This is a genomic window from Nocardiopsis sp. TSRI0078, assembly GCF_001905145.1.
Classification (GTDB): domain Bacteria; phylum Actinomycetota; class Actinomycetes; order Streptosporangiales; family Streptosporangiaceae; genus Nocardiopsis.
The window spans coordinates 108,094-132,570 of the sequence record NZ_LWLB01000037.1; the positions used below are offsets into that span (position 1 = coordinate 108,094).

General features: G+C 73.0%; 23 protein-coding genes. 10 read left to right on the plus strand and 13 right to left on the minus strand.

Features of this window, described 5'->3' with window-relative positions:
* Position 1: 1 nt before the first annotated feature.
* On the minus strand, positions 2 to 1,147 hold the full coding sequence (gene pstS / locus A6A08_RS26300) for a phosphate ABC transporter substrate-binding protein PstS (protein WP_073705347.1): 1,146 nt from the start codon (positions 1,145 to 1,147) through the stop codon (positions 2 to 4).
* A gap of 220 nt (positions 1,148 to 1,367) precedes the next feature.
* On the opposite strand from pstS, the gene treY reads away from it, so the two are divergent.
* The 4 genes from treY (at position 1,368) to A6A08_RS26320 (ending at position 7,595) form a co-directional block, all read left to right on the plus strand.
* Positions 1,368 to 3,758 (plus strand): malto-oligosyltrehalose synthase, encoded by a 2,391-nt coding sequence (gene treY / locus A6A08_RS26305; protein WP_073705348.1) that lies wholly within the window; start codon positions 1,368 to 1,370, stop codon positions 3,756 to 3,758.
* An 85-nt stretch (positions 3,759 to 3,843) separates the two neighbouring features.
* Complete coding sequence (locus A6A08_RS26310) at positions 3,844 to 4,731, plus strand: putative RNA methyltransferase (RefSeq protein ID WP_083609300.1); 888 nt, start codon at positions 3,844 to 3,846, stop codon at positions 4,729 to 4,731.
* Positions 4,732 to 4,864: 133 nt separating this feature from the next.
* On the plus strand, positions 4,865 to 6,694 hold the full coding sequence (gene treZ / locus A6A08_RS26315; RefSeq protein WP_073705349.1) for a malto-oligosyltrehalose trehalohydrolase: 1,830 nt from the start codon (positions 4,865 to 4,867) through the stop codon (positions 6,692 to 6,694).
* Positions 6,695 to 6,770: 76 nt separating this feature from the next.
* A complete protein-coding gene (locus tag A6A08_RS26320) occupies positions 6,771 to 7,595 on the plus strand; it encodes an alpha/beta fold hydrolase (protein WP_073705350.1) in 825 nt (274 codons plus the stop codon).
* A gap of 12 nt (positions 7,596 to 7,607) precedes the next feature.
* Here the strand turns inward: A6A08_RS26320 and A6A08_RS26325 are convergent, their stop codons facing one another.
* From A6A08_RS26325 to A6A08_RS26340, 4 genes are all read right to left on the minus strand, one after another.
* Positions 7,608 to 8,363, minus strand: a complete 756-nt coding sequence (locus tag A6A08_RS26325) for an ABC transporter permease (RefSeq protein ID WP_073705351.1) — start codon at positions 8,361 to 8,363, stop codon at positions 7,608 to 7,610.
* Entirely contained in the window at positions 8,353 to 9,180 is an 828-nt protein-coding gene (locus A6A08_RS26330) for an ABC transporter ATP-binding protein (RefSeq protein ID WP_073705446.1), read from the minus strand. Before A6A08_RS26330 ends, A6A08_RS26325 begins: the two co-directional genes overlap by 11 nt.
* A 286-nt stretch (positions 9,181 to 9,466) precedes the next feature.
* Entirely contained in the window at positions 9,467 to 10,498 is a 1,032-nt protein-coding gene (locus A6A08_RS26335; RefSeq protein WP_073705352.1) for a HEAT repeat domain-containing protein, read from the minus strand.
* Positions 10,485 to 11,174, minus strand: coding sequence for a HEAT repeat domain-containing protein (locus A6A08_RS26340; RefSeq protein ID WP_073705353.1), 690 nt, complete (start codon positions 11,172 to 11,174; stop codon positions 10,485 to 10,487). The genes A6A08_RS26335 and A6A08_RS26340 overlap by 14 nt, the downstream gene beginning before the upstream one ends.
* A 131-nt stretch (positions 11,175 to 11,305) precedes the next feature.
* On the opposite strand from A6A08_RS26340, the gene A6A08_RS26345 reads away from it, so the two are divergent.
* The gene (locus A6A08_RS26345; protein ID WP_073705354.1) at positions 11,306 to 11,995 is read left to right on the plus strand and encodes a TetR/AcrR family transcriptional regulator; all 690 of its coding nucleotides are present in this window, start codon (positions 11,306 to 11,308) and stop codon (positions 11,993 to 11,995) included.
* A gap of 27 nt (positions 11,996 to 12,022) precedes the next feature.
* On the opposite strand, the gene A6A08_RS26350 is transcribed toward A6A08_RS26345, so the two are convergent.
* Positions 12,023 to 12,496, minus strand: a complete 474-nt coding sequence (locus tag A6A08_RS26350; protein ID WP_073705355.1) for a hypothetical protein — start codon at positions 12,494 to 12,496, stop codon at positions 12,023 to 12,025.
* A 9-nt stretch (positions 12,497 to 12,505) separates the two neighbouring features.
* The gene (gene erm, locus A6A08_RS26355; protein WP_073705356.1) at positions 12,506 to 13,330 is read right to left on the minus strand and encodes an ErmE/ErmH/ErmO/ErmR family 23S rRNA (adenine(2058)-N(6))-methyltransferase; all 825 of its coding nucleotides are present in this window, start codon (positions 13,328 to 13,330) and stop codon (positions 12,506 to 12,508) included.
* Between the two features lie 459 nt (positions 13,331 to 13,789).
* On the opposite strand from erm, the gene A6A08_RS26360 reads away from it, so the two are divergent.
* Complete coding sequence (locus A6A08_RS26360; protein ID WP_073705357.1) at positions 13,790 to 14,491, plus strand: class I SAM-dependent methyltransferase; 702 nt, start codon at positions 13,790 to 13,792, stop codon at positions 14,489 to 14,491.
* On the opposite strand, the gene A6A08_RS26365 is transcribed toward A6A08_RS26360, so the two are convergent.
* Together A6A08_RS26365 and A6A08_RS26370 are read right to left on the minus strand one after the other, a co-directional pair.
* Positions 14,488 to 15,249 (minus strand): phosphotransferase, encoded by a 762-nt coding sequence (locus A6A08_RS26365; protein ID WP_073705358.1) that lies wholly within the window; start codon positions 15,247 to 15,249, stop codon positions 14,488 to 14,490. The two genes, A6A08_RS26360 and A6A08_RS26365, sit on opposite strands and share 4 nt — an antisense overlap.
* 45 nt (positions 15,250 to 15,294) lie before the next feature.
* The gene (locus A6A08_RS26370; RefSeq protein WP_199867054.1) at positions 15,295 to 16,569 is read right to left on the minus strand and encodes an MFS transporter; all 1,275 of its coding nucleotides are present in this window, start codon (positions 16,567 to 16,569) and stop codon (positions 15,295 to 15,297) included.
* 74 nt (positions 16,570 to 16,643) lie between these two features.
* On the opposite strand from A6A08_RS26370, the gene A6A08_RS26375 reads away from it, so the two are divergent.
* Positions 16,644 to 17,192, plus strand: a complete 549-nt coding sequence (locus A6A08_RS26375) for a transcriptional regulator (protein WP_073705359.1) — start codon at positions 16,644 to 16,646, stop codon at positions 17,190 to 17,192.
* A 39-nt stretch (positions 17,193 to 17,231) separates the two neighbouring features.
* On the opposite strand, the gene ctaD is transcribed toward A6A08_RS26375, so the two are convergent.
* The 3 genes from ctaD to A6A08_RS26390 form a co-directional block, all read right to left on the minus strand.
* A complete protein-coding gene (gene ctaD / locus A6A08_RS26380) occupies positions 17,232 to 18,896 on the minus strand; it encodes a cytochrome c oxidase subunit I (RefSeq protein WP_073705360.1) in 1,665 nt (554 codons plus the stop codon).
* A 76-nt stretch (positions 18,897 to 18,972) separates the two neighbouring features.
* Entirely contained in the window at positions 18,973 to 19,182 is a 210-nt protein-coding gene (locus tag A6A08_RS26385; protein WP_206780081.1) for a DUF3040 domain-containing protein, read from the minus strand.
* A gap of 177 nt (positions 19,183 to 19,359) precedes the next feature.
* Entirely contained in the window at positions 19,360 to 19,938 is a 579-nt protein-coding gene (locus tag A6A08_RS26390; protein WP_073705362.1) for a pyridoxamine 5'-phosphate oxidase family protein, read from the minus strand.
* Positions 19,939 to 20,323: 385 nt separating this feature from the next.
* Here A6A08_RS26390 and A6A08_RS26395 point away from each other — a divergent pair, with 385 nt between their 5' ends.
* The 3 genes from A6A08_RS26395 (at position 20,324) to A6A08_RS26405 (ending at position 23,719) form a co-directional block, all read left to right on the plus strand.
* Entirely contained in the window at positions 20,324 to 21,295 is a 972-nt protein-coding gene (locus tag A6A08_RS26395) for a pyruvate carboxyltransferase (protein ID WP_073705363.1), read from the plus strand.
* A gap of 73 nt (positions 21,296 to 21,368) precedes the next feature.
* Positions 21,369 to 22,310: a 2-hydroxyacid dehydrogenase gene (locus A6A08_RS26400; RefSeq protein WP_242422925.1), complete on the plus strand. Its 942-nt coding sequence runs from the start codon at positions 21,369 to 21,371 to the stop codon at positions 22,308 to 22,310.
* A 194-nt stretch (positions 22,311 to 22,504) separates the two neighbouring features.
* Positions 22,505 to 23,719, plus strand: coding sequence for an NAD(P)/FAD-dependent oxidoreductase (locus A6A08_RS26405; RefSeq protein WP_073705364.1), 1,215 nt, complete (start codon positions 22,505 to 22,507; stop codon positions 23,717 to 23,719).
* An 83-nt stretch (positions 23,720 to 23,802) separates the two neighbouring features.
* Here A6A08_RS26405 and A6A08_RS26410 read toward each other — a convergent pair whose 3' ends face one another.
* Positions 23,803 to 24,459: a nucleoside/nucleotide kinase family protein gene (locus A6A08_RS26410; RefSeq protein ID WP_073705365.1), complete on the minus strand. Its 657-nt coding sequence runs from the start codon at positions 24,457 to 24,459 to the stop codon at positions 23,803 to 23,805.
* Positions 24,460 to 24,477 lie beyond the last annotated feature (18 nt).

Sequence of the window (24,477 nt, forward strand, 5' to 3'; positions counted from 1 at the left end):
GTCAGCTGATGACCTCGATCGACTCCAGCAGCTTCCCGCGCAGGTCGTCGCTGACCGGCGCGGACCCCGTCTCCTCCGAGACGGCCTGCTGGCCCTCGGGGCTCACCACGTACTTCATGAACGCCTTGACCCTCTGCGCCGTCTTGTCGTCGGGGTAGTCCATGCACACGACCTCGTAGCTGACCAGGACCAGCGGATAGGTGCCCGACTCGGTCGTGCCGTAGTCCAGTTCCAGCGCCAGGTCGTACTCGCTGGGGTTCTCCTCGCGCTGCGGGGAGTCGGCCACGACCTTCGCGGCGGCCTCCGGGGAGATCTCCACGAACTCGCCGCCGACGCCGAGGTCCACCGTGGACATGCCGTGCGTGTGCGACATCTCCACGTAGCCGATCGCCCCCTTGGCCCGCTTGACCGTGTCGGCGATACCGCTGTTGCCCTGGGCCGACTCATAGGAGGTGATCGGCCACTGGCCGCCCGCCTCGTGCGGCCACGCCTCCGGCGCCGCCTGGTGCAGGTAGTTGGTGAAGTTCTCGGTGGTGCCCGAGTCGTCGGAGCGGTTGACCGGGGTGATCGCCATGTCCGGCAGGTCCGTGTCCGGGTTGGACTCGGCGATCTCCGGGTCGTTCCAACGGGTGATCTCCTGGTTGAAGATCTTCGCCAGCGTCTCCGGGCGCAGGTTCAGCGACTCCACGCCCTCCAGGTTGAACACCAGGGCGATCGGCACCACGTACGAGGGAAGGTTGAGGGTGTCCGAACCGCCGCACCGCTCCCGGGCGTCGGCGTTCTCCTCCGGGTCCAGAGCCGCGTCGGTCCCGGCGAAGGCCACCGCACCGTCGATGAACTGGCTGCGCCCGCCGCCCGAACCGATCGAGTTGTAGTAGACGCGCGAGTCCTCGCACGCCGACTGGTAGCCCGCGATCCAGGTCGTCATCGCGTTCTCCTGGGCGCTGGAGCCGGCCCCGGACAGACTGCCGGAGAAGCACTCCAGGTCCTCGGGAACCTCCGGCGCGGCGCTGTCCGGAACGGCCTGGTCGCTGCCGCAGGAGGTCACGGCCAGCAGCAGACCGGCCAGCGCGGCCGACGCCGCGCCCCGGTAGACGCCGCCGTGGCGCGGGGCGCCGGTCTTGGTGCGCTTGTTGGACGGGAGCACGACTGCTTCTATCCCCTTCGTCGGTGTCGGTGGTCCTCGGCCTGTGTTCACCGCCGCGCGCCCCCGAACGGGCGCGTCGTCGCTGGTGATGGAGCACCGCCGAAGAATTTAACCATCGCCGGACCACCACCCCCAAGGCGGCCCCGTGTGGGACGGCGCTCATCGGGACCGGTGCCGGAGTGCATGACACGCGGACGGGACGGGCACGGGTAGCTGCGTGATGAGCACGAACAACACGTCCACGGCCGCCGCTCCAACGTCAACCTACCGCCTGCAGCTGCGTCCGGGGTTCACCCTGGACGACGCGGCCGGCCTGCTCGACTACCTGGACCGGCTCGGAGCCGGCGCGCTCTACCTGTCCCCGGTGCTCGCCGCGGCGCCGGGCTCCCAGCACGGCTACGACGTGGTCGACCACACCCGGGTCTCGCCCGCCCTGGGCGGGGACGCCGCCCGCGAGGCCCTGGCCGTCAAGGCGCACGAGCGGGGCCTGGGCGTGGTCGTGGACATCGTGCCCAACCACGTGTCCGTGGTGCGGGCGGACGCCAACCCCTGGTGGTGGGACGTCCTCGCGCGCGGCCGGGAGTCGGTGTACGCGCGCTGCTTCGACATCGACTTCGACGCCGGGCCGATCCTCGTCCCCGTGCTGGGCGACGACGGCGACGGCGGACGGGCCGCCCTGGCGGAGCTCACCCTGGCCGACGGCTGCCTGGTCTACCACGACAAGCGCTACCCGCTCGCCCCGGGCACCCACGCCCCCGGCGACCCGGTCGAGCGGGTGCACGAGCGCCAGCACTACCGGCTGGTGTCCTGGCGGCGCGGCGACAGTGAACTCACCTACCGCCGCTTCTTCGACGTCAGCGAACTGGCCGCCGTACGGGTGGAGGACCCCGGGGTCTTCGACGCGACCCACGCCGAGGTCCTGCGCTGGGCGCGGCTGGGCCAGCTCGACGGGCTGCGGGTGGACCACGTGGACGGGCTCACCGACCCCGGCGGCTACCTGCGCAGGCTCGCCGAGCACTTCGGCGGCTGGGTGGTGGTGGAGAAGATCCTCGCGCCCGGAGAGAGCCTGCCGCAGTCCTGGCCGGTCGCCGGGACCACCGGATACGACGCCCTGCGCGAGCTCGGCGGGGTGTTCGTCGACCCCTCCGGGGAGGCCGACCTGACCACCCTGGCACTGGACCAGGGGGTGGAGGCGGACGTCGCGGAGGCCGACGTGCGGGCCCGCCGCCACGCCGCCGCCGAACTGCTGCGCGCCGAGGTGCTGCGCATCGCCGCCCTGCTTCCGCCCCGGCCGCACGAGGGGCACGAGACACCCTCCACCGAGGCGGTGCTCCGGCGGGAGGAGGCCGTCACCGAGCTCCTGTGCGCCTTCGACGTGTACCGCTCCTACCTGCCCGAGGGCGGGCGGGACTGGGCCCGGGCGGTGGAGACCGCCACCGAGCGCCGTCCCGACCTGGCCTTCGACCTGGAGGCCATCGACCGGCGGGTGCGCGACGACCCCCGCGGAGAGGCCGCGCGGCGCATCCAGCAGACCAGCGGGATGGTCGTGGCCATGGGTACGGAGAACACCGCGTTCTATCGGGCCACCCGGTTCGTCGCCCTCAACGAGGTGGGCGGCGACCCCGCCGACTTCGCCCTCACCCCGGACGAGTTCCACGACGGCGCGGCCCGCCGCGAGGCCTCCCGGCCGCACACCATGACCACCCTGTCCACGCACGACACCAAGCGCTCGGAGGACGTGCGTGCCCGCCTGGCCGCCCTCTCCGAGGTGGCGGAGCCCTTCGCCGAGGCCGTGCGCCGCTGGACCGAGCGGTGCGCCCTGCCCGAGCCCGCGCTCAACCTGCTGGGCTGGCAGACCCTGGTCGGGGCCTGGCCGATCGGGGAGGAGCGCCTGACCGAGTACCTGCTCAAGGCGGCCAGGGAGGCGCGCCTGGGAACCTCCTGGACCGAACCGGACACCGACTTCGAGGACCGCGTCCGCGCCTGGCCCGCCCGGGTCCTGGGCGACACGGCCCTGCGGGGGGAGGTCCTGTCGGTGGTGGGGTCGGTGCGCGAGGCCGGATGGAGCAACTCCCTGGGACAGAAGGCCCTGCAGCTCCTGGGACCGGGCGTCCCGGACCTCTACCAGGGCACCGAGCTGTGGGACCTGTCCCTGGTCGACCCCGACAACCGCAGGCCCGTCGACTACCAGGCCCGCACCGACCTGCTGGCCCGTCTCGAGGAGGGGTGGCGCCCGCCGGTGGACGCCACCGGCGCGGCCAAGCTCCACCTGGTCCGCACCTGCCTGCGTGTCCGCCGGGAACTGCGCCCGGAAGGGTATCTGCCGCTCGCCGCGTCGGGACCGGCCGACCGCCACGCCCTGGCCTTCGCGCGCACCTCGCGGGGCGCCGGCCACCCCGACCTGGCGGTGGTCGCCACACGGCTGCCGCTGACCCTGGCCGAGGCCGGGGGATGGGCGGACACCGCGCTGGCGCTGCCCTCGGGACCGGGGACGTGGACCGACCGGCTCACCGGACGTGTCATCGCGCCGGAGCGCGCCGACGGGCTGACCCTGGCGCACCTGGGCGAGGTGCTCGACCGCTACCCGGTGGCGGTCCTGACCAGGGAGTGAGGGGCGAGCGGGACAGGGCGGCCGGAAGGAGGGGGCGGGAACGCCGGACCGCCGGGGCGTCCGCGCGGGTAGGCTGACCGCGATCATGACGCGCGCGAACACCCCACACCACACCGGCCCCAGGCTGCGGATGCCCGACTCCGTGGCGGCCGCCCTGGCCTGCCCCGCCTGCGGGCGCGGACTCGGCCTCGACGAGCGCGGGCTCACCTGCGCCGGCGGGCACAGCTTCAACGTGGCTCGCGAGGGGTACGCCAGCCTGCTCACCGGGGCCACACCGCCCGGGACCGGCGACAGCAGGGAGATGGTCGCCGACCGCCTGAGGTTCCAGGAGGCGGGGCACCACGACCGGATCTCCGACGCGCTGGCCGCCGCCCTGACCCGCGAACTCACCGCGTCCGCACCGCTGGTCGCCGACATCGGCGGCGGAACCGGCCGCCACCTGGCCCGTGTGCTGGAGGCCCTGCCGCACGCCGTGGGGCTGACCGTCGACGTGTCCAAGTTCGCCGCCCGCAAGGCGGCCCGGGTCCACGAGCGCGGCGGTGCCGTGACGGCCGACGCCTGGCGGGGACTGCCGATGCGCGACGCCTCGGCGGACGCCCTGCTCAACGTGTTCGCGCCGCGGGGCGCCGCCGAGTTCCGCAGGGTGCTGCGCGCCGACGGCGTGCTGCTGGTGGCCGTCCCGGCCGCCGACCACCTCACCGAACTCCGTGAGGCGCTGGGCCTGCTGGAGGTGGACCCGCGCAAGGAGGAGCGCCTCGCCGACTCCCTGCACGGGCACTTCGCCCCGGCCGGCACCGAGGACCTGTGCTTTTCCATGGAACTCGGCCACGAGGACGCCGCGACCGTCGTCGGCATGGGGCCGAGCGCCCGGCACATCGCCCCGCAGGACCTGCGCTCGCGCATCGCGGCCCTGCCCGCTCCGGTGTCCGTCACCGCGTCGGTGCGCCTGCACACCTACCGGCCGCGTTCCTGAGGGCCGCCGGACGAGGGCCCGGAGCGCCGCCGCCCCTGTGAGCGGCGAAAGCCCGGAAGGCCCACAAGACGGACAAGCGGTGCATCGGGGACGGCCGCGGATGGCGGACGCGGGAGCAGGGTAAGCACCCTCCGTGAGCGAACCGGAGACCATCACCACCACGCCCGACGCCCTCGCCGCGCCCGCCGTCCCGGGGCGCGGCGTCAACGGCGACTTCGCCGTCTGGGCTCCCCACCGCGAACGCGTGCGCCTGCGCCTGCACGGCACCGACGGCCCGGAGGGCCCGGGGAGCCGGGACCTTCCCATGCGGCTCGGCGACGACGGCTGGTGGCGCGCCCATGTCGAGGGGGCCGGACACGGCACCGAGTACTCCTACCTCCTGGACGAGGACCCCCGGCCCCTGCCCGACCCGCGCTCGCTCCACCAGCCCCACGGGGTCCACGGCCCCAGCCGCGTCCACGACCACGCCGCCTTCACCTGGACCGACACCGCATGGACCGGGCGACCCCTGGCCGGCGCCGTCGTCTACGAGCTCCACGTGGGCACCTTCACCCCCCAGGGCACCCTCGGGGCCGTCGCCGACCGGCTCGACCACCTGGTCGGCCTCGGCGTCACCCACGTCGAACTCATGCCGGTCAACGCCTTCGACGGCACCCACGGCTGGGGCTACGACGGCGTCCTGTGGGCGGCCGTCCACGAGCCCTACGGCGGCCCCGACGCCCTCAAGGCCCTCGTCGACGCCTGCCACGCCCGCGGCCTGGCCGTGCTGCTCGACGTGGTCTACAACCACCTCGGCCCCTCCGGTGCCTACCTGCCCCGCTTCGGCCCCTACTTCTCCGGCGAGAACGCCTGGGGCCCCTCCCTCAACCTGGACGGGCCCGACTCCGACCCGGTACGCCGCATGGTCATCGACAACGCCCTGGACTGGCTGCGCCACTACCACCTGGACGGGCTGCGCCTGGACGCCGTACACGCCCTGCGCGACGACCGGGCCACCCCGCTGCTCGCCGGGCTCTCCGAGGAGGTCGACGCCCTGGCCGCCGCCCTGGGCCGCCCCCTGTCCCTCATCGCCGAGTCAGACCGCAACGACCCCCGCACCGTCCTGCCGCGCGAGTCGGGCGGCCTGGGCATGACCGCCCAGTGGTCGGACGACCTCCACCACGCGCTGCACGTCGCCCTCACCGGCGAGACCCACGGCTACTACGCCGACTTCGCCGCCCCCGAGGCGCTGCCCACCACCCTCACCCGCGCCTTCTGGCACGCGGGCACCTACTCCGGCTTCCGGGGCCGCACCCACGGCGCGCCCGTGGACACCGCGCGCGTGCCCGGAAGCCGCTTCCTGGCCTACCTGAGCAACCACGACCAGATCGGCAACCGCGCCCGTGGAGACCGCATGGGCGAGCACGTCCCGCCCGGCCTGCTCATGTGCGGCGCCGCCCTCGTGCTGTGCTCGCCCCACACCCCCATGATCTTCATGGGGGAGGAGTGGGCGGCCACCACGCCCTGGCCCTTCTTCGCCTCCTTCACCGATCCCGGCCTCGTCGAAGGGGTGCGCGACGGCCGCCGCCGCGAGTTCGCCGCACTGGGATGGGCGGAGGAGGAGATCCCCGACCCCGTGGACCCGGCCACCCGCGACAGCGCGGTCCTGGACTGGTCCCAGATCCGGGGCCGGCCCCACGCACGGGTCCTGGACACCTACCGGGCGCTCATCGCCCTGCGCAGGAGGGAACCGGAACTGTCCGACCCGCGCCTGGACCGCTGCGCGGTCGTGGCCGGTGGCGGCGGCCGCCGGCTCGTCCTGGTCCGGGGCGGCCTGCGGGTGGTGTGCAACCTGGACGCCGACGACGCCGAGGTGGAACTGGACGCCGCCCCGCGCGAACTCCTGCTCGCCAGCGGTCGGCCGAGGACCGACGGGACCACCGTCGGCGTACCCGGGGAGTCCTTCGCCGTCCTGCGCGTGTGACCGGGGACCGGGGACGCCCCGACCGTCACCACCGTCCCCTACTCTGGCGCCGCCGCGACTCAACGAAAGGGGCCTCTTGAACGCCGACGACTGGACACTCGACCAGAGCTTCGAGGCGCACAACGGGACCTTGCGCTGGGCCCGCTTCGGGGAGGGCGCCCCGCTCGTGCTCATGCACGGCACGCCGTTCTCCTCCTACGTCTGGCGCCACGTCGCCCGCGCCCTCGGCTCCCGGTACACCGTCCACGTGTGGGACATGCCCGGCTACGGGGCCTCGGCCAAGTACGACGGGCAGGACGTGTCCCTGGCCGCCCAGCAGGGCGCCTTCACCGCGCTCCTGGACCACTGGGGGCTGGAGCGCCCCGCCGTGGTGGCGCACGACTTCGGTGGCGCGGTCGCCCTGCGCGCGGCGGTCCTGGACAAGGTGGCCTACGAGCGCCTGGCCCTGGTCGACGCGGTCAGCGTGCGACCCTGGGGCAGCGACTTCTTCCGCCTGGTCAACGCCAACGCCGGCGTGTTCGCGGCGCTGCCCCCGCACCTGCACGAGGCCCTGGTGCGCGCCTACGTCTCCTCGGCCGCGCACCGCGAACCGCGTGCCCACACTCTGGACGCGCTCGTGCGACCCTGGCTCGGCGCGGACGGCCGAGCCGCGTTTTACCGACAGATCGCCCAGGCCGACGAGCGCCACACCGCCGAGGTCGAGGACGGGTACGCCGCCCTCGACCTGCCGGTGCTGGTGCTGTGGGGCCAGGAGGACACCTGGCTGCCGCCCGAACGCGGTCGGCGCCTCGCCGAGGCGATCCCCGGTGCGCGGCTGCACATGCTGGCCGGGGCCGGGCACCTCGTCCAGGAGGACGCGCCGGCCGAACTCACCGCCGCCCTCCTGGACTTCCTGCGCTGAGGACGCGTCCCTCTAACCCCTCAGGTCGCCGAAGCCCCGGTTGACGCGGACACAGGCCAGAGCGCCCGCGGCCACTCCGACGAGGACGAGGACGAGGGCCGCCCGGAGCGCGGTGCCGGTGTCCCCGGCGACGGCGGCCCCGAGCATGGCCATCGCCCAGTGACCGGGGGAGAGCGGGGCGAGGGCCTGGGCCCATGCGGGCATCATGGAGATCGGCGCGAGTGCTCCGCCCAGGGCGCTCACGGCCAGGGCACCGACGTCGCTGACGGCGGCGAGCTCTCCGTGGCTGCGCACGAAACCGGCCAGCGCGACGCCGACCGCCAGGAGGGCGAAGGACCACACGCAGACCGACAGCAGGATCAGCGCGAACGTTCCGGTGACCGGCATACCCACGACCCGGGAGCCGAAGAGCAGCAGCAGCCCCTGCTGGAGGACCAGGAGCACGAAGACGGGCAGCGCCTTGCCCACGAGCATCTCGACGACCGAGGCCGGACTCGCGCGCAACCGGTTCCAGGTGCGCCACGTGCGCTCGGTCAGCAGGGCGGTGCCCACGACCGAGAGTGAGAGTACCGAGAACATCACCAGCATGCCGATGACGGCCTGGGCCCGTCCGCCGTCCGGCAGCGCCGCCTGGTAGAGCGGGCTGAAGACGAGCATGAGCACCATCGGCATGACCAGGTAGCTGACCAGGTGTCCGGGGTCGCGGAGGCGGAGCACCGTGTTGTGGCGGACCAGCAGCGCCAGCCGGCGGGCGGTGTCAGTCCGCATGGGCCACCGCCCGGTAGAGGTCGTCCAGGGTGGGCTGCCTCAGGTCCACGCCGCGGACGGGTCTGGCGGTGCTGGTGAGGATCCGGGCCAGGGTGGCGGCGGGGTCGGTGGTGGGTACGCGCACCTCCTCGTCGTCGAAGGACAGGCGTACCTCTCCGGGCAGGTCGCCGAGAACCTCCGAGGCCCCGCCCCGGGCGATGACCCGACCGTGGCGCGCCACGGCGATGCTGGCGCCCAGTTCGGTGAGTTCGGGCAGGTAGTGGGTGGTGTAGACGACCGCCGTGCCCTGCTCGGCCCGGGCGCGCACCGCCTCGAGGAGGGACCGGCGGGTCCCGGGGTCGACACCGGCGGTGGGTTCGTCCAGGAGCAGGAGCGAGGGACGGTGGACCATGGCGGCGGCCGCCTGGACGCGGCGCTGCTGGCCTCCGGAGAGCACCCCCACCCTGCGGTCGAGGAATCCGGTGAGGCGGAGCGACTCGGCGGTCTCGTCGATGGCGAGGGCGAGGTCCCGACGGCGCAGGCCGTACAGGCCGCCGAACAGGCGCAGGGTCTCCCGGGGCGTGACGGTCGGGTACAGCGCGAGGTGCTGGGGGGCCAGGCCGAGGAGCCGTCGTGCGGCACGGGGAGCCTTTCCGTTGACGCGGATCCGTCCGCCGTCGGGGCGCAGTATTCCTGAGACGACGTTGGCGAACGTGGTCTTCCCGGCCCCGTTGTGTCCGACGAGCCCGACGATCTCACCGGATTCGGCGACCAGGGTGAACTGGTCCAGGGCGTGGACGGAGCCGAACGCCCTGTCCAGGCATAACGCTTCCAGCATGTTCTCCATCAGCCTTTCTATGCAGCGTACACAAACAAAATATACGCTGTATACTAACGCCATGGGGGGCGTGGGGCAAGAAAGGCGTTCGGGTGTTCTGGGGGTCGCCTCCGCCTCCCGGAGGAGCACGGACTGCCGGCGGTGCCGCACGAGGGCGGGGGAGGGGAGGCCGCTGCGGCCCTGCCCGGGGCGCCGGTGACGTCGGTCGGCTCTTGGCGGTCCCGTCAGGAGTCCGGCGGCGGGTGGGCCTCGTCCCGGCCCGGAGTCCGCTCACCCGTGTCGCGGTTCACGGATCCGCGATGTCCCGGGCGCCGTCGCGGGCACGCTCTTCGATCATCCTCGCGAAGGACGACGCGGTACGGGCCACGGCTCGGTCGTCGTCACCGGCCAAGCGCCGTAGGGCTTCCAGTGCGACGGCACCCGGCATCTCGGCGAGCGCCTGGACCAGCCGCATCCGCACCGCGGAACCTCCGTGAGGCGCGGCGAGCTCGTCGACCAGCGCGTTCCTGATCCGGTCCGCCCTGTCCGGAACCTGTGCCAGCGTCCCCAGGACCTCGGCCGCCTCGACGTCGTTCGCGCCATCGACCACCATACCGACGAGTACCGGCACCGTTTCAGGCATCCCACGCGCTCCCAGCGCCAGGGCGGCGTGCCCGCGGACCACCGTGTCCGGGTCCTGGAGCGCGTCCGCGAGCAGCGCGGCCGCCTCGTCACCGGGGATCTCGGCGAGTGCCAGCACCGCGCGCCGCCGGACGTCGGCGTCCTTTGAGGCCAGGCCTGGTGCCAGGCTCGCCGCAACGCCGTGGTCCGCCCGCGCGAGTGCCCACCGCAGGGCCCCGGCGACGTTCGGATCGGATTCGGCCAGAACCGTCTCGGCCAGCAGCCGGGCGGGCACATCCGTGGTCGGGGCCAGTACGGTCTGCTGCCGCCGTGCGGCGCTCGGCGAGCCGAGCCCGTGCAGGAGTTCGACGATGCGCAGGACGTCCTCCCAGCCGGCGGGCTCTGAGGCGTCGACCGCGCGGAGCCTCGTGAGCAGCTCCCGCTCCCGGCTCAGCCGCCCTTCGGTTTCCCGGATGAGGTCGCCGATGAGCGCGGACGGTGCGAAGCCGGGATCCTCCAGGACGCGTCCTATCCGGCGCAGTGACAGGCCCAGGGTTCGCAGGCTCTCCACGTGGAAGATCCGCCGGATGTCCTCGTCGGCGTATTCGCGGTAGCCGCCCACGGTACGGCCGGTCGGCCGCACCAGCCCGAGGGCGTCGTAGTGCCTGAGCATCCTGGTGCTCACACCCGAGCGGCGCGCCACCTCACCGATCAGCATGCTGTTCCCCACCGAGCGCGACGAATCGTCTCGCCTCGTCGACGGCGGGCCCGAGACCGGCGTCGGGGTCGCGCAGGAGCCGCTCCGTGGCGCTCGCATGCGCGTGGACGCCCGGGTCCTCGCTTCCCGTCGCCGCCCGGAGCACCGGCTCGGCCGCTTCTCCGAGTGCGACGAGGGCGCGGCTCAGACTGAGCCGCACTCTCCGGTCGCCGCGGCCGAGCTGCGTGGCCAGTTCCTCGGCCAGGTCCTTCTCCTGCCCCTCGGGCACGAGGGCGACGGCGGCACGCCATGCGCTCCGGGCGACCTCGTCGTCGGAGTCGCGCAGCAGGGACCGCGTGATCGCGGGCCATGCGCCGGCGTCCCCGATCTTGGACAGTGTGTGCAATGCCTGGCTCCGGGCCTGAGCGTGCTCCGAACGCAGCTGCGCGCGCAGCCTGGGCACGGTGATGTCCGGGGGGAGACGGGTCAGCGCCCACGTGAGCATGTCGCGCACGAAGAAGTCGGGTTCGACCGCGCACCGCGCCATGAGGGCGTCGACCAGGGCGGGGTCGGGACGGGTGCCGACCGCGAGGACGGCCTTGAGACGCGTCGGCGGGGCGCTGGCGGACAGAGCGTCGACCAGGTGCGTGTCCGGTGGGTTCGTATGCGGTGTGTTGATGGGAACCACCTCCGGCATCCAGCCAAGACCTTGTCACAGTGTCAATGTCAAGCGTGTGGGCGATGCTGGCCGGCAACTCTTTCAGCATGTCCTGCGCCAGGGTCTCCGTGCCGCGTACACAATAAGGATATACGCTGTACACTAATGCCATGGGAAACGTGAGGCAGGAAAGGCGGTCGGACATCCTGGAGGTCGCCCTCCGCCTCTCGGAGGAGCACGGGCTGCCGGCGGTGTCGATGCGCGCGATCGCGACGGGTGTCGGCCTCACCCCCATGGCCCTGTACAGGTACTTCGGGAGCAAGGACGACCTCCTCGACGGACTCGTCGGCCGCGTTCTGGCGGAGGTGCCTCGGCCTGACCCCGAGCTCGGATGGCGCGAGCGGCTACTGGTGTGCGCGCGGGGCGCTCGCGCGGTGGCGCGCCGGTACCCCCGGACGTTCCCCCTGCTGCTGACCAGGCCCGTCGTGCTCCCGGAGGCGGTGCGCGTCGTGGACCCGCTCTACGGAGTGCTCCTGGACGCGGGCGTGCCGGGTGAACAGGTGGCCGGCCTGGAACGGATGGTCAGCACGTTCGTGCTGGGCTTCGCGGTCTCCGAGGTCAGCGGCCGCTTCGGCGAGGGCAACCTCGGTACACGGCGACGCCGTGAGCAGTTGTCCCCCCGGGAACTGCCCGCGCACCACCGGCTCGGGGAGGTGCTGGACCTTCCGGTCGACTGGGACGCCGAGTTCGAGGAGGGACTGGGCCGCCTGCTGGAGATGGTCGAGAGGACGGGCTCCACAGGACGGGGGGCGTCCACCGGCGGGCCGGACGCGTCGACGGGGGAGGGCGGAGCGGACTGAGCACGGAAGCGCCCGGGGCCGGTCCGGTCAGCCGACCGGACCGGCGAACACCATCTCCTCGTTGCCGTCGTCGACCACGATCCGCAGCGACCCGGTCTCCTCCGGGACCTCGCACCACAGCGGGAAGCTGTGGGTGCCCGCCTCGGTCTCGCCCGGCCGGTCCTCGCCCCTGGCGTCGGCCTCGGTTCCCCCGGCCTCGCACACGACCCGCAGGTCGCCGAACCCGAGGACCCGTCCCAGCTGCGGCACCTCCACCTCCAGGGTGAAGTCCACCCGTCCGGGCTCGGGGGAGGAGACGTCCTCGACGGTGTAGACGACGTCGGCCTCGCCCGAGAACTCGTGTTCGTAGGCGCCGACCGGGTACGCGACGCGGTACGACTCCCCGAACGCCGCCTCCCCGTCCGAGGGCACCGGATCCTCGGAGGACACCGTCTGCGAGCCGCACGCCACGACGGTGAGGAGGAGGGGGAGGCCCAGGAGGAGGGAGGGGTGACCGCGCATAGGGACATACTAGCGACGGGAACCCGCTGCGCCTTCGCCCTCCAGCACGTCGAACACCTCCAGCCACTGCTGCGGGCTCACATGGCCCACGGGGGTGCCCGGCGCGATTCCGGCCCGCGCCAGGGCCCGGTCCACCCGCCGGGCGGGACGAGTACGGCGCAGCGAAGCGCCCAGCGACCCTCCCGCACCGCCGAAGCCCGACTCCACCATGCGCCGGTAGCCGCCCATCCGTTCCGGGGGCACCAGGGGTGTCCGGCGCCTGCGCAGCACCAGCAGTCCCGCGTCCACCCGGGGCACCGGCCAAAACCGCCGCCTGTCGATCCGCCCGGCCAGCGACCACGACCACTCCGGCCAGGTCAGCACCGTCAACCGGCTCCACCGCCCGAACCCGCCGGTGCGCTTGCGCGCGTACTCCAACTGGGTGACGAGCGTGGCCGAGGCCAGGCCGTGCGCGTCCAGGCACCACCGCACGATGTCGGCGGTGCGCGCGTAGGGGATGTTGCCCACCACGTGGAACTCCCCGCGCGGCGGACGCGCGCGGATGAAGTCCGCCCGCACCACCCGCACCCCGCTCGCGGGGTCGCGGTAGCGCTCCGAGAGCCGCTCGGCCAGCCGGGGATCGATCTCGTAGGCGACCACCCGGCGGACGGCCGGGGCGAGGAAGCGGGTAAGGGCGCCGTCCCCCGGACCCACCTCCACCACCAGGTCGTCGGGGCCCACCCCGGCCGTCCGCACCACGCGGCGGGCCCAGGAGGGGTCGGTCAGGAAGTTCTGGGAGAGGCGGCGCCGGTCGCCACCGGTACCCGTGTGAGGAGAACGCGCGGTACGTGCCACAGCGGTGTCCGTTCCAGCCGCGGGAAGGCGGCCGACGAGGACGGGCGGCACGAACGGGCGCGCCACACGGCGCGCGCGACAGCGAGGAGGTCCGGGCAGCCCGTCCGGGGGAGGGAGAGGACGCGACTGGGCCTGGACCGGCGGGTCACACGGAAGCGGTCGCCGCGGGCACCACGGTCGCCGCCGCGGCGCCGTCACCGTGGGGCGGTGCGGCGGCGCGGCGGCCGGGGAACGCGGCGGCTGGGCCGACTACCGGTCCAGGCGCGCGGACCGGGGCCGAAGGACATGGGTGTGGGCGCTCACCGGCCAGGCGAACGCCCGGCCGGTGACGGCGCAGAAGCAGCACATGGCGGCCAACCTAGAGGCCCTCCGGGAGCGCGGGCAACGGGTTTTCCGACGGGGCGGGGCGGTCGGAAAACGGTTCGCACGTACACCGTCGACCACGGCATACTCGCCCCCATGCCTGTCTTCGCGGACTTCGACACCCGCCACTACCGCACCGTCGACGTGGCCACCGGCTACGACGGCTGGTCGAGCACCTACGAGGACTCCGTCCTGGACGCCATGGACCTGGCCCTGCTCGACGGGCTCACCGTTCCCGACTGGCGGACCGTCACCCGCGCCGCCGACCTGGGCTGCGGCACCGGCCGCACCGGCGCCTGGCTGCGCGGCCGGGGCGTCGAGCGCGTCGACGGGGTCGACCTCAGCTCCGGGATGCTGGCGCTGGCCCACGAGCGCGGCGCCCATGACAGCCTCACCCGGGGCGACGTGCGTGACACCGGCCTGCCCGGCGCCTCCTACGACCTGGCCATCGCCTCGCTCATCGACGAGCACCTGCCCGACCTGGCGCCCTTCTACGCCGAGGCGCGCCGACTCGTCAGACCGGGCGGCACCTGTGTGCTGGTCGCCTACCACCCGCAGTTCTCGATGGTCTCGGGGATGCCCACCCACTACACCGACGCATCCGGGGAGGACATCGCCATCGCCACCCACGTCCACCTCATCAGCGACCACGTGCGCACCGCCACGGCCGCCGGGTGGACCCTCGCCGAACTGTCCGAGGCCACCGTGGACGACACCTGGGTGGCGGCCAAGCCCAAGTGGGAGAGGTTTCGCGGACATCCCATCTCGGCCGCCTTCGTCTGGATCGCGCCCGTCTAGCGCAGCAGCGCCGCCAGCCACACGCCGCGGTTGCGCTCCACGTACCGCGACGCGGGTCCCCAGTGGTCGGCGTGCCCCTCCGCGTGCAGCCGCGCCCACGGTTGGCGGCCCGTCCGCGCCCCCTCCACCAGCAGGTCGTACATGCCGCGCACCCGCTGCAGGACCGCGTCGGGCAGTTCCCGGCGCTGGTCGGCGCCGCACCCGTAGCCGTCGGCCAGGGCGCGCAGCCGCCACGCGTCGTGCTCGGGATCGCCGCCCTCGTGCAGCGGCACGAAACCGTGCGCCGCGTAGCCCAGGTCGCCCATGCGCGTGCCCGGCCCGGCGCAGTCCCAGTCGATGAACGTCCAGGCGTCGCCGTCCCGCACCAGGTTCCACGGCGCCAGGTCGTTGTGGCAGACCAGTTCCTCGCGCTCGTGCGGGATGGGCACCTCCCACACCGGTTCCTCACCGGGCCGGTAGGCGGCGGTCAGGTCGTGGAGGCGACGGATGGTCCCGCCCAGACGGTGCAGCTCCTCCTCCGTCATGGGCGCCATCCGGTCGGCCATCGTCCCGGGGGCGTATTCGAGCGTCTGACGGCCCTGTCGGTCCCTGCCGAGCGGTGCGGGCGAGGCATCGTAACCGCACCGGCGCAGGTACTCCAGCAGGGCCGTCACCGAGGGGGAGGACCGGAGCCACGGCTTGCGTACGGTCCGGCCCACACGTACCACCCGGTCGGCGACGTTGCCGCCCTCCAGGACCTCTTCGTCGGTGTCCGTCATGATTCACCAGGGTCCACCGGGGCGCGCGGGGAGTCCACCGGTTTTCTACCGGCCGCCCCCGGCCTCGCCCTCGGCGGCCGCAAGCCGGGTGTCGTCCATCCGGACCAGCCCGGCGAGCAGGGTCAGGCACAGCAGCCCCATGGCGGCGAACACCGCGGTCAGGCCGAGGAGCTCGGCGATGACCCCGCCCGCCGCCGCGCCCAGCGGCATGGTGCCCCAGGCGAGCAGCCGGTACCCGCTGTTGACACGGCCGAGCAGGTGGTCGGGGGTGATCCGCTGGCGCAGGGACACCGTGATGACGTTCCACCCCGCGATGCCCAGTCCGCCCAGGAAGAAGCCGCCCGCGACCAGGTAGGGGTCGGCGGTCACCGCCGGGACGCCGACGAGCACGCCGAAGGTGAGCACCGAGGCCCGCAGCGTCCAGGTCCGACCCAGCAGCCCCTCGATCCGTCCGGCGGCCAGGGCGCCGACCACGCTGCCCGCGGCGACGGCGGTCATCAGCAGGCCGTAGGCGGGTTCGGACAGCCCCATGGGCGAGCCGGGGCCGACCGCGAAGAGCACCAGGACGGTGAAGGCGGCGTTGGTGCCGAAGTTGCTCACTCCCACCATGACGGCGAACGAGCGCAGGATCCGGTGGCGCCACAGGAAGCGCAGCCCCTCGGCGATGTCGGCGCGCATGGTGGTGGACGAGGACCGCTCGGTCCGGAACCGGCCGCGCACCAGCAGCAGCGCCCCCACCGCGACCAGCCACAGCGCCGCCGGGGCGGTGAACGACACCATCGTGCCCAGCGCCACCAGCAGGCCGCCCAGGGGAGGGCCGAGGAACTGGTTGGCGGTCAGTTCGGCGGCGTGCAGCCGCCCGTTGGCGCGCGGGAGCCGGTCGCGGCCGACCACCTGGGGCAGGAGCGACTGGGCCGAGGTGTCGTAGAGGGTCTCGGTGATCCCGACGCACAGCGCCACCGCGTAGAGCAGCCAGATCGATCCCAGGTTCAGGGCCAGCGCCAGCGCCAGGGCACCGAGCAGCAGTCCTCGGGCGAGGTTGGCGCCGAGCATCACCCGGCGGCGGTCGAGCCGGTCGGCCAGGGCCCCGGCCGGGAGCGAGAAGAACAGCCAGGGGACGGTCAGCGCGAACGTCACCCCGGCGATGAGGAGGGGGGAGTCGGTGAAGCGCAGCGCCACTAGGGGCAGCACCACCTTCAGGACGCCGTCGGCGAGGTTGGACAGCGCCGAGGAGGCCCACAGGTTCCAGAAGGCGGCGCCCAGCGGCGCGGTGGGGGACCTCGGGGCGGAGTCGACGTGTCGGGGGGTGTGGTTCTTCATGCGATTGAGAGTGACAGATCGATTGAGAAAACTCAATCGATTCGGGAGAACTCGATCGTTGTTACGCTCGGGCCATGGGTGAACCGGAACAGGGCGGGGCAGTGCCCCGTGCCCGCACACGACGTCCGGCCACGGTCCGGGAGGCCAAGGCCCTCGCCCACCCGATGCGGGTGCGCATCCTGCGGCTCTGCCTGTCCCAGGAGCTGACCAACAAGGAGCTCGCCGACCGGCTGGAGACCACCCCGGGAACGGTCCTGTACCACGTGCGCCGGCTCGTGGACGCCGGCCTGCTCTCGCCTGCCCCCGTGCGCACCGGCGTCGGAGGCGCCCTGGAGAAGCCCTACCGTTCCACCGGGCAGACCTGGTGGCTGGACGGTTCCCCCACGGGCACCGACACCGTCTCCGCCGCACCCGTGGAGGCCTTCCAGCAGGAGCTGGACGAGGCCGGTCCGGAGTCGGTGCGGGCCTACGCGCGCTTCGTGCTGCACCTGTCCGACGAACACGTACGGGAGCTGGACCGCCGCATCCTCGCCGTCCTGGACGAGTACGTGGCCACCGACGACCAGCGCTCGGACCAGCCCCGCTACGCCGGGGTGTTCCTCCTGCACCGCCCCGCCGACTGACGTCCTCCCCGGGCGGGCCGCCGGAGGCCGCGACCGGACCTACGCCTGCCGTCCTCGGGGATGGGAGAGGTCGAAGGCCGGGCGGTCGCTGCGGATACGCGGAAGCGAGGTGAAGTTGTGCCGCGGCGGCGGGCAGGAGGTCGCCCACTCCAGGGAGTTGCCGTAACCCCAGGGGTCGTCACTCCCCACCGGGTCCGCGTGCTGGGCGGAGTACCACACGTTCCAGAGGAACACCAGGGTCGAGGCCCCCAGGACGAACGATCCGACGCTGGACAGCATGTTCATCCAGGTGAACCCGTCGGTGGGCAGGTAGTCGGCGTAGCGGCGCGGCATCCCCTGCGCCCCCAGGTGGTGCTGGATGCCGAAAGTCGCGTGGAAGCCGAAGAAGAGGGTCCAGAAGTGCCACTTGCCGAGGGCCTCGCTGAGGAAGCGCCCGGTGAACTTGGGCCACCAGTAGTAGAAGCCCGCGAACATCGCGAAGACCACCGTGCCGAACAGCACGTAGTGGAAGTGCCCGACGACGAAGTAGGAGTCGGTGACGTGGAAGTCGATGGGCGGCGAGGCCAGCAGCACACCCGTCAGACCGCCGAAGAGGAAGGTCACCAGGAACCCCATCGCGAACAGCATCGGACTGGGGAAGACGAGCTGGCCCCGCCACATCGTGCCGATCCAGTTGAAGAACTTGATGCCGGTGGGCACCGCGATCAGGAAGGACAGGAACGAGAAGAACGGCAGCAGCACCGCGCCGGTGGCGAACATGTGGTGGGCCCACACCGTCATGGACAGGCCGGTGATGGCGATCGTCGCCGCCACCATGCCCTTGTAACCGAACAGCGCCTTGCGCGAGAAGACCGGGATCACCTCGGTGATGATGCCGAAGAACGGCAGTGCCACGATGTAGACCTCGGGGTGGCCGAAGAACCAGAACAGGTGCTGCCACAGGATCGCCCCGCCGTGCTCGGGGTTGTAGACCTGCGTACCCACCATCCGGTCGGCGCCCAGGGCCACCAGCGCGGCGGTGAGCACCGGGAAGGCCAACAGCACCAGCACCGAGGTGAGCAGGATGTTCCAGGTGAAGATGGGCATCCGGAACATGGTCATCCCAGGGGCCCGCATCATGGTGATCGTGGTGATGAAGTTGACCGAGGCCAGGATCGTGCCCAGGCCCGACACGATCAGTCCCATCACCCACAGGTTGCCGCCCATCCCCGGTGAGTACGCGGGTCCTGACAGCGGGGTGTAGGCGAACCAGCCGAAGCTCGCCGCGCCGTTGTTGGTCAGGAACCCGCCCATCACCATCAGGCCGCCGAACAGGAACAGCCAGTAGCCGAGCATGTTCAGCCGGGGGAAGGCCACGTCCGGCGAACCGATCTGCAGCGGCACGATCACGTTGCCGAAGCCGACGAACAAAGGCGTCGCGAACAGCAGCATCATCACCGTGCCGTGCATGGTGAACAGGGCGTTGTAGCCCTCGGTGTCGACGACCTGCATCCCCGGCCAGAGCAGTTCGGCGCGCATGAGCATCGCCATGACCCCGCCGGCGAGGAAGAAGCCGAAGGAGGTGATGATGTAGAGGTAGCCGACGATCTTGTGGTCGGTCGAGGAGAGCCAGCGCGTGACGATCCCGCCCCCGGCCTGCGCGGGCTCGGCCGCGGACCCTTCCGCGGCGATCTCGGACACGGCCTCTTCTCGCGTCCGGGTCATCGGACCTCCGTTCGTCCGTGTGCGGACGGTGTGGGCGTGGCGGGCCGACCGCGGCGGTCGGGCCGTGCGTGGGGGGTCACCGGGAGGCGATGACGAGAAGGAGGGCGATGGCGATCATGCCCGTCCAGATCAGCAGCAGCGCGCCGTTGGGCGGGGAGCCCACGGCGCGGTGCGCGCCGTCGATCCGCGCCGCGTAGCCCTCCAGCCGCCGGGCGGAGTCCGGGTCCTCCGCGGCGAGGTGCGCCTCGATCGCGCGCAGGCGTACCTCGTCATCGTCGTTGGGCATGAACATGCTGCCTTTCCGGTCCCTTGTCGCCGACACGTCCTCGCGCGAACACCCTAAGTTATGAACCGCTTCTCTCGGTGTCCATTGCTCCGTGTCCACCGAATCGTCCGCAGGCGGATGGGCGCGGCGGGGGACCGGGGCGGCCCGTCCGTCGGCGGTGGCCGGGCCGCCCCGGTCTCAGTGCCTGCTGATCTGCCTTCCGCTCAGCCTGCCCGGGATGATCTTCAGGACCTGGTCGCGGGCGCCCTCGGCCCAGGGCAGGGGGAGGCGGCCCTGGGGGATGCGGGCCAGCTCGTCGGCGTCGCGGATCCACTCGCAGCGTCCGCCGGCGAGCACGCTCCACCCCTGGCGGCTCTCCTCGTCCAGGCTGTCGACCTGGAAGGCGGCGTATCCGCGCGCGTGGCGCATGATGGCTCCCGCCAGGGTGGAGCGGAACACGATGCCCTCGTCGACCATGGCGTAGTTCACCGGCAGGACCGTCGGGGCGGCGTCCCCCTGGATCGTGAAGGCCACGCGCCCGATGTCGCGCGTGTTCAGCAGGTTGAAACAGGTCTGCCGTTCCAGGACGGTGAAGCTGGCCCCCTCGTCGCCCTCGATGAGGTCGGCCCCCTCCAGGAGTTCCTGCTCGTCGGCGAGGCGGTCGGTTCCCGCGTACTCGTCGGGCGCTCCCCGCTGTTGCGGCGGTGCGACCGGTCCCGTGGCCGGGTCCTCCCGCCTCCTGCCCGCCGCTCCGGCGCCGCTCGTTGCTCTGGCCATGACAAGCCCCCCGAGAAGAGTGCCCCCGTTCTCTGCCTCCGCCGTCATCGCTGGTGGCGGGCCCGAGGGCGTGGCCCGGCCGCCCGTGCCGTCGGGCGGCGGAGGTCCCCGTCCCCCGACTACCCGACAGGGCCCACGACTCAAACCGAACGCGGGGGCACGGGCTTCTCGCGCCCCCCGGTACGGCACGTGCGGCCGCCCCGAGTGGAGCGGGGGAGCGGTCCCGCCCGTGAGAGCACCGAAGACGTGTAGGCGGGGAGGAAGGGGCCACATGCACCGACATCGGTGGGAAAGGGGCGGGTTCCTGTTAAGGTCGGATGTTTGGCGACTGTATGTAGTGGCCACATTACTCTAAGCGAATTCCGGCGCTTGTCAGGAGGCACACTTGCCCGCTCGACGCACCGCCACCGGACTCCGGCGACCACAGATCCTCGACGTCACCCTGCGCGACGGCGGCTACCTCAACGGCTGGCGGTTCACCGACGCCACCGTGCGCGAGCACGTCAAAGTCCTCGGTGAGGTGGGCGTGCCCTACGTGGAGGTCGGCTACATCAGCGACGACCCCGCGCTCGAACCCGTGCTCCAGTGCCCGCCCGACCTGCTGCGGCAGATCGGTGAGGACACCGGGCGGACCCGCGTGGTCGCCATGCTCGCCGTGAAGGGCAGGAGCCCCCGGGAGGTCACCGAACTGCTGCGCCCGCGCGCGGAGGTGCTCGACGTGGTGCGGCTGACCTGCTTCGTGGAACGGGTGGACCACGTCCTCGCCGCAGCGGAGGCGGTGTGCGCCACCGGGGTGGCCTGTTCGCTCAACCTCATCAGCATCACGGCCTACGAACCCGAGGAACTGGTCGCCGCGGTCGAGCGCGTCGACCGGTCGGGCATCGCCGAGTGGCTCTACCTGGCCGACTCGCGCGGTGCACTGCTGCCCGAGGCGGCCGCCGAACTGTTCGCCGGAGTGCGGGCGGCCTGGCCCGGCATGGCGGGCTTCCACGCCCACGACAACCTCGGCCACGCGGTCGCCAACTCCCGGATCGCGCTGGAGGAGGGCTTCGACCTCGTCGACGGCTCCCTCAACGGTTACGGACTGGGCGGCGGCAACACCGACCTGGCCGAGGCCCTGGCCCTGGTCGGTGAGGTGGACCGTCCCCGGCTGGCCTCCCTGGCCGAGCGCGTGGCGGCGGAGATGCCCCAGCCGCCGCCCTTCCAGCACCTGTATCCGCTGACCGGCCGGCACAACCTGGAACAGGAGTGGGCCCCCGACGTGTGGGAGGCCCACGGCGAGGGCTCCGAGGAGTTCCTGCGGGGCCTGGCCTGGAAACGCTACAAGGACGTCGGCGAGATCCTGGGGAGGGACTGACGGCCCGGTCGGCGTGCCCGACCGCGGAAGCCGGAGCCCGCCCGCGCCCGCACCACCACCACGGAGGAACGGTTTGACCCGGCCCAAGCGCTGCCTCGTGCTCAACGACCGACAGCCCACCATCCCCACGGAGGTCCTGGACCGCCTGTCCGGTGATGTGGAGGCGCACTGGGTCCAGGACTCCAGCGGGAACCTGGATCCGGCCCAGGAGTTCCGGCGCCGCCCGGACACGCAGATCCTGGTCACCACCTACATGGACCTGGACGCGGAGAGGCTGCGCCTGCTGCCCGAGCTGGAGCTGGTCGTGGCCACCACCACGGCCGTGGAGTACGTGGACCTGGACCACTGCCGCGAGCGCGGTGTCGTCGTGTGCAACACCGCCGACTACACCGGCGACGCGGTGGCGGAGCACGCCGTCGCCCTGATGACGGCGGTCGCCAAGAACATCGTGCCGGTCCACGAGCGCGTCCACGGCGGCGACATGCTGTGCGCGGGGCAGGAGAGCATGGAGCTCTCCGGCAAGGTCGCCGGGATCGTGGGCATGGGGCACATCGGCTCGGGGGTGGCGCGCATGGTGCGCGGCCTGGGGATGGAGGTGCTGCACGTCAACCGCAGCCCCCGCCGGGTGGAGGGCTCGACCCCGGTGGAGATGACCAAGCTCCTGTCGGTGTCCGACGCCGTCTTCCTCACCCTGCCGCTCAACGCCGGCTCCCGGCGTCTGCTGGGCGAGCGGGAGCTGTCCCTGATGAAGCCCTCGGCGGTCCTGGTGAGCATCTCACCCGACGGGGTCCTCGACTCCGACGCCCTGGCGGAAGCCCTCCAGGAGGGGCGCATCCTGGGCGCGGGCCTGGACCTGGTCGGCGAGCGCAACCCCTACCCCCGCCTGGACAACCTGGTGCTCAGCTCCCGCTTCGCCGCCAGGACCCGCGAGTGCCAGGAGCGCCGCCGGCAGGAGTGGGCGGCCGTCGTCGCGGCCTTCGCGGCGGGCCAGGAGCCGCCCCACCGGATCGTGTGACTCCGGGGCCGGGCACCCGTGCGGGTCCGCCGGCCGCCGTTCCGCCCGTCCCGCGGCACGGAGGGGCACACGGGCGTACGCGGGGAGCCCCCCACCCGGACGGGGGATGAGCCGCCACGGACGGACATGTCACGCTCGGGGGCCCTTCCCCCGTCATGTGCCGTGACGGTCCACGACACGGTAAGGGATCCTCCATGACACACGACATCGTCGTCCTCGGCGCGGGGTACGCGGGGCTCGCCGCGGCACGGCGCGCCGCCCACAACGCCCGGCGCGACCGGGTCGACGCCCGCGTCACGCTCGTCAACGCCACCGCCGACTTCGTCGAGCGCGTCCGCCTGCACCAGGTCGCCGCCGGACAGGACGTCGGCGTGCACCCGCTGGCCGACTCCCTCGACGACCGCGTCGGCCTCGTCGTCGGCCGGGCCGAGGGACTGGACACCGGTGACGGGGTCGTCACCGTGCGCGTGGGCGGCACCCCGCGCCGTATCCCCTACGACACCCTCGTCCTCGCCCTGGGCAGCACCGCCGGATCCGGCGGAGTAGCGGGGGCCGGCGAGTACGCCGCGACCGTGGCCGGCCTCGACCGGGCCCGGGCGCTCGCCCGGCGCGTCGCCGACGAGCGCCCCGAGCGGGTGGCCGTGGTCGGAGGCGGCCTCACCGGCCTGGAGGTGGCCACCGAACTCGCCGAGAGCCACCCCGGCCTGCGCCTCCACCTCCTCACCCGCGGCCGGGCCGCCCCCGGCACCGGTCCCCGGGGCGGGGCGCACGTACGCCGCACCCTGCACCGCCTGGGCGTGGACCTGAGCGAGGACACCTCCGTGGCCGCCGTGGACGCCGACGGGCTCGTGCTGGAAGGCGGCGACCGCGTCCCCGCCGACCTCGTGGTGTGCAACGTCGGCTTCGCCGTTCCGTCCCTGGCGGCCGACGCCGGACTCGCCGTGGACGGCGACGGCCGCGTCCTGGTGGACGCCACCCAGCGCTCGGTCTCCCACCCCGACGTGTACGCGGTCGGCGACGCCGCACACGCGACCGGGGTACGGGGGCGGGAGCTGCGGATGTCGTGCGCCATGGGCCTGCCCATGGGGTGGAGCGCCGCCGACGCGATCACCGCGCGCCTGGCCGGGCGCGAGCCCGACACCGCCCCGTTCGGCTACCTGTTCCAGTGCGTCAGCCTGGGACGCCGCGACGGACTCGTCCAGTTCGTGCGCGCCGACGACAGCCCCCGCCCGTTCGTCCTGACCGGCCGGGTCGCCGCCCGGTACAAGGAGTACATCGTGGCCTCCGCCTACGGGGGCCTGCGCGGCGGCGGGGAGGGGCAGGCGAGCCTGAACCTGTTCCTGACGCGCGCTGCGGCCCGCCGCTTCACCCGCAGGAGCGGCCGGGCCCAGTACGCCCGCGTCGCCTGAGGGGAGGGGCCCACCGCGACAGTGCGCCCGGAGCCGCCTCCGGGGCCGCGGCCCCGGAGGCGGCTCCGGGCGGGCCCGTGCCCTCAGCCCTCCGCGAGGCGCCCCGGGTCGACCACGCGCGTGCAGTTGTCCCGGAAGCGCTTGACCAGCTCCCCGTTGGGGCGGTCGCTGCGCTCCACCCACAGGCGGGCGGCCTCGTCGGTCGCCCCGCCCGCCGTCTGGCGCCGGTGCAGCCTGCGCTCACGCAGTTCGTCGTCGGCCTCCACGTACCACAGCTGCGCGAACAGCCCGCGCAGTCGCGCCCAGGGCTCCTCGTCACTGGCCAGGTAGTTGCCCTCGGTCACCACCAGGCGGGTGTGCGGGGCGATCACGTGGCGCGCGGCGACGGGTTCGTGCAGCCGGCGGTCGTAGTCGGGCACGTAGACGGGGTGGTCGGCCTCCTCCAGCAGGCGGCGCACCAGCGCCACGTAACCGTGCGCGTCGAAGGTGTCCGGGGCGCCCTTGCGGTCGCGCCGGCCCAGCCGGTCGAGCTGGGCGTTGGACAGGTGGAAGCCGTCCATGGGCAGGTATCCGGCCGCACCCGGGCCCAGTTCCCGGTCGACCCCGGCCACCAGGTGGCGGGCGAGTGTGGACTTTCCGGCTCCGGGGGCTCCGGCCAGGCCCAGTACTGCGCGGCGGGCCCCGTCGGCGGCCGCCCCCCGAGCCAGTTCGACGGCGTCGTGGACAAGCGGTTCGGGCATGGGGACGAGCTTACGCGC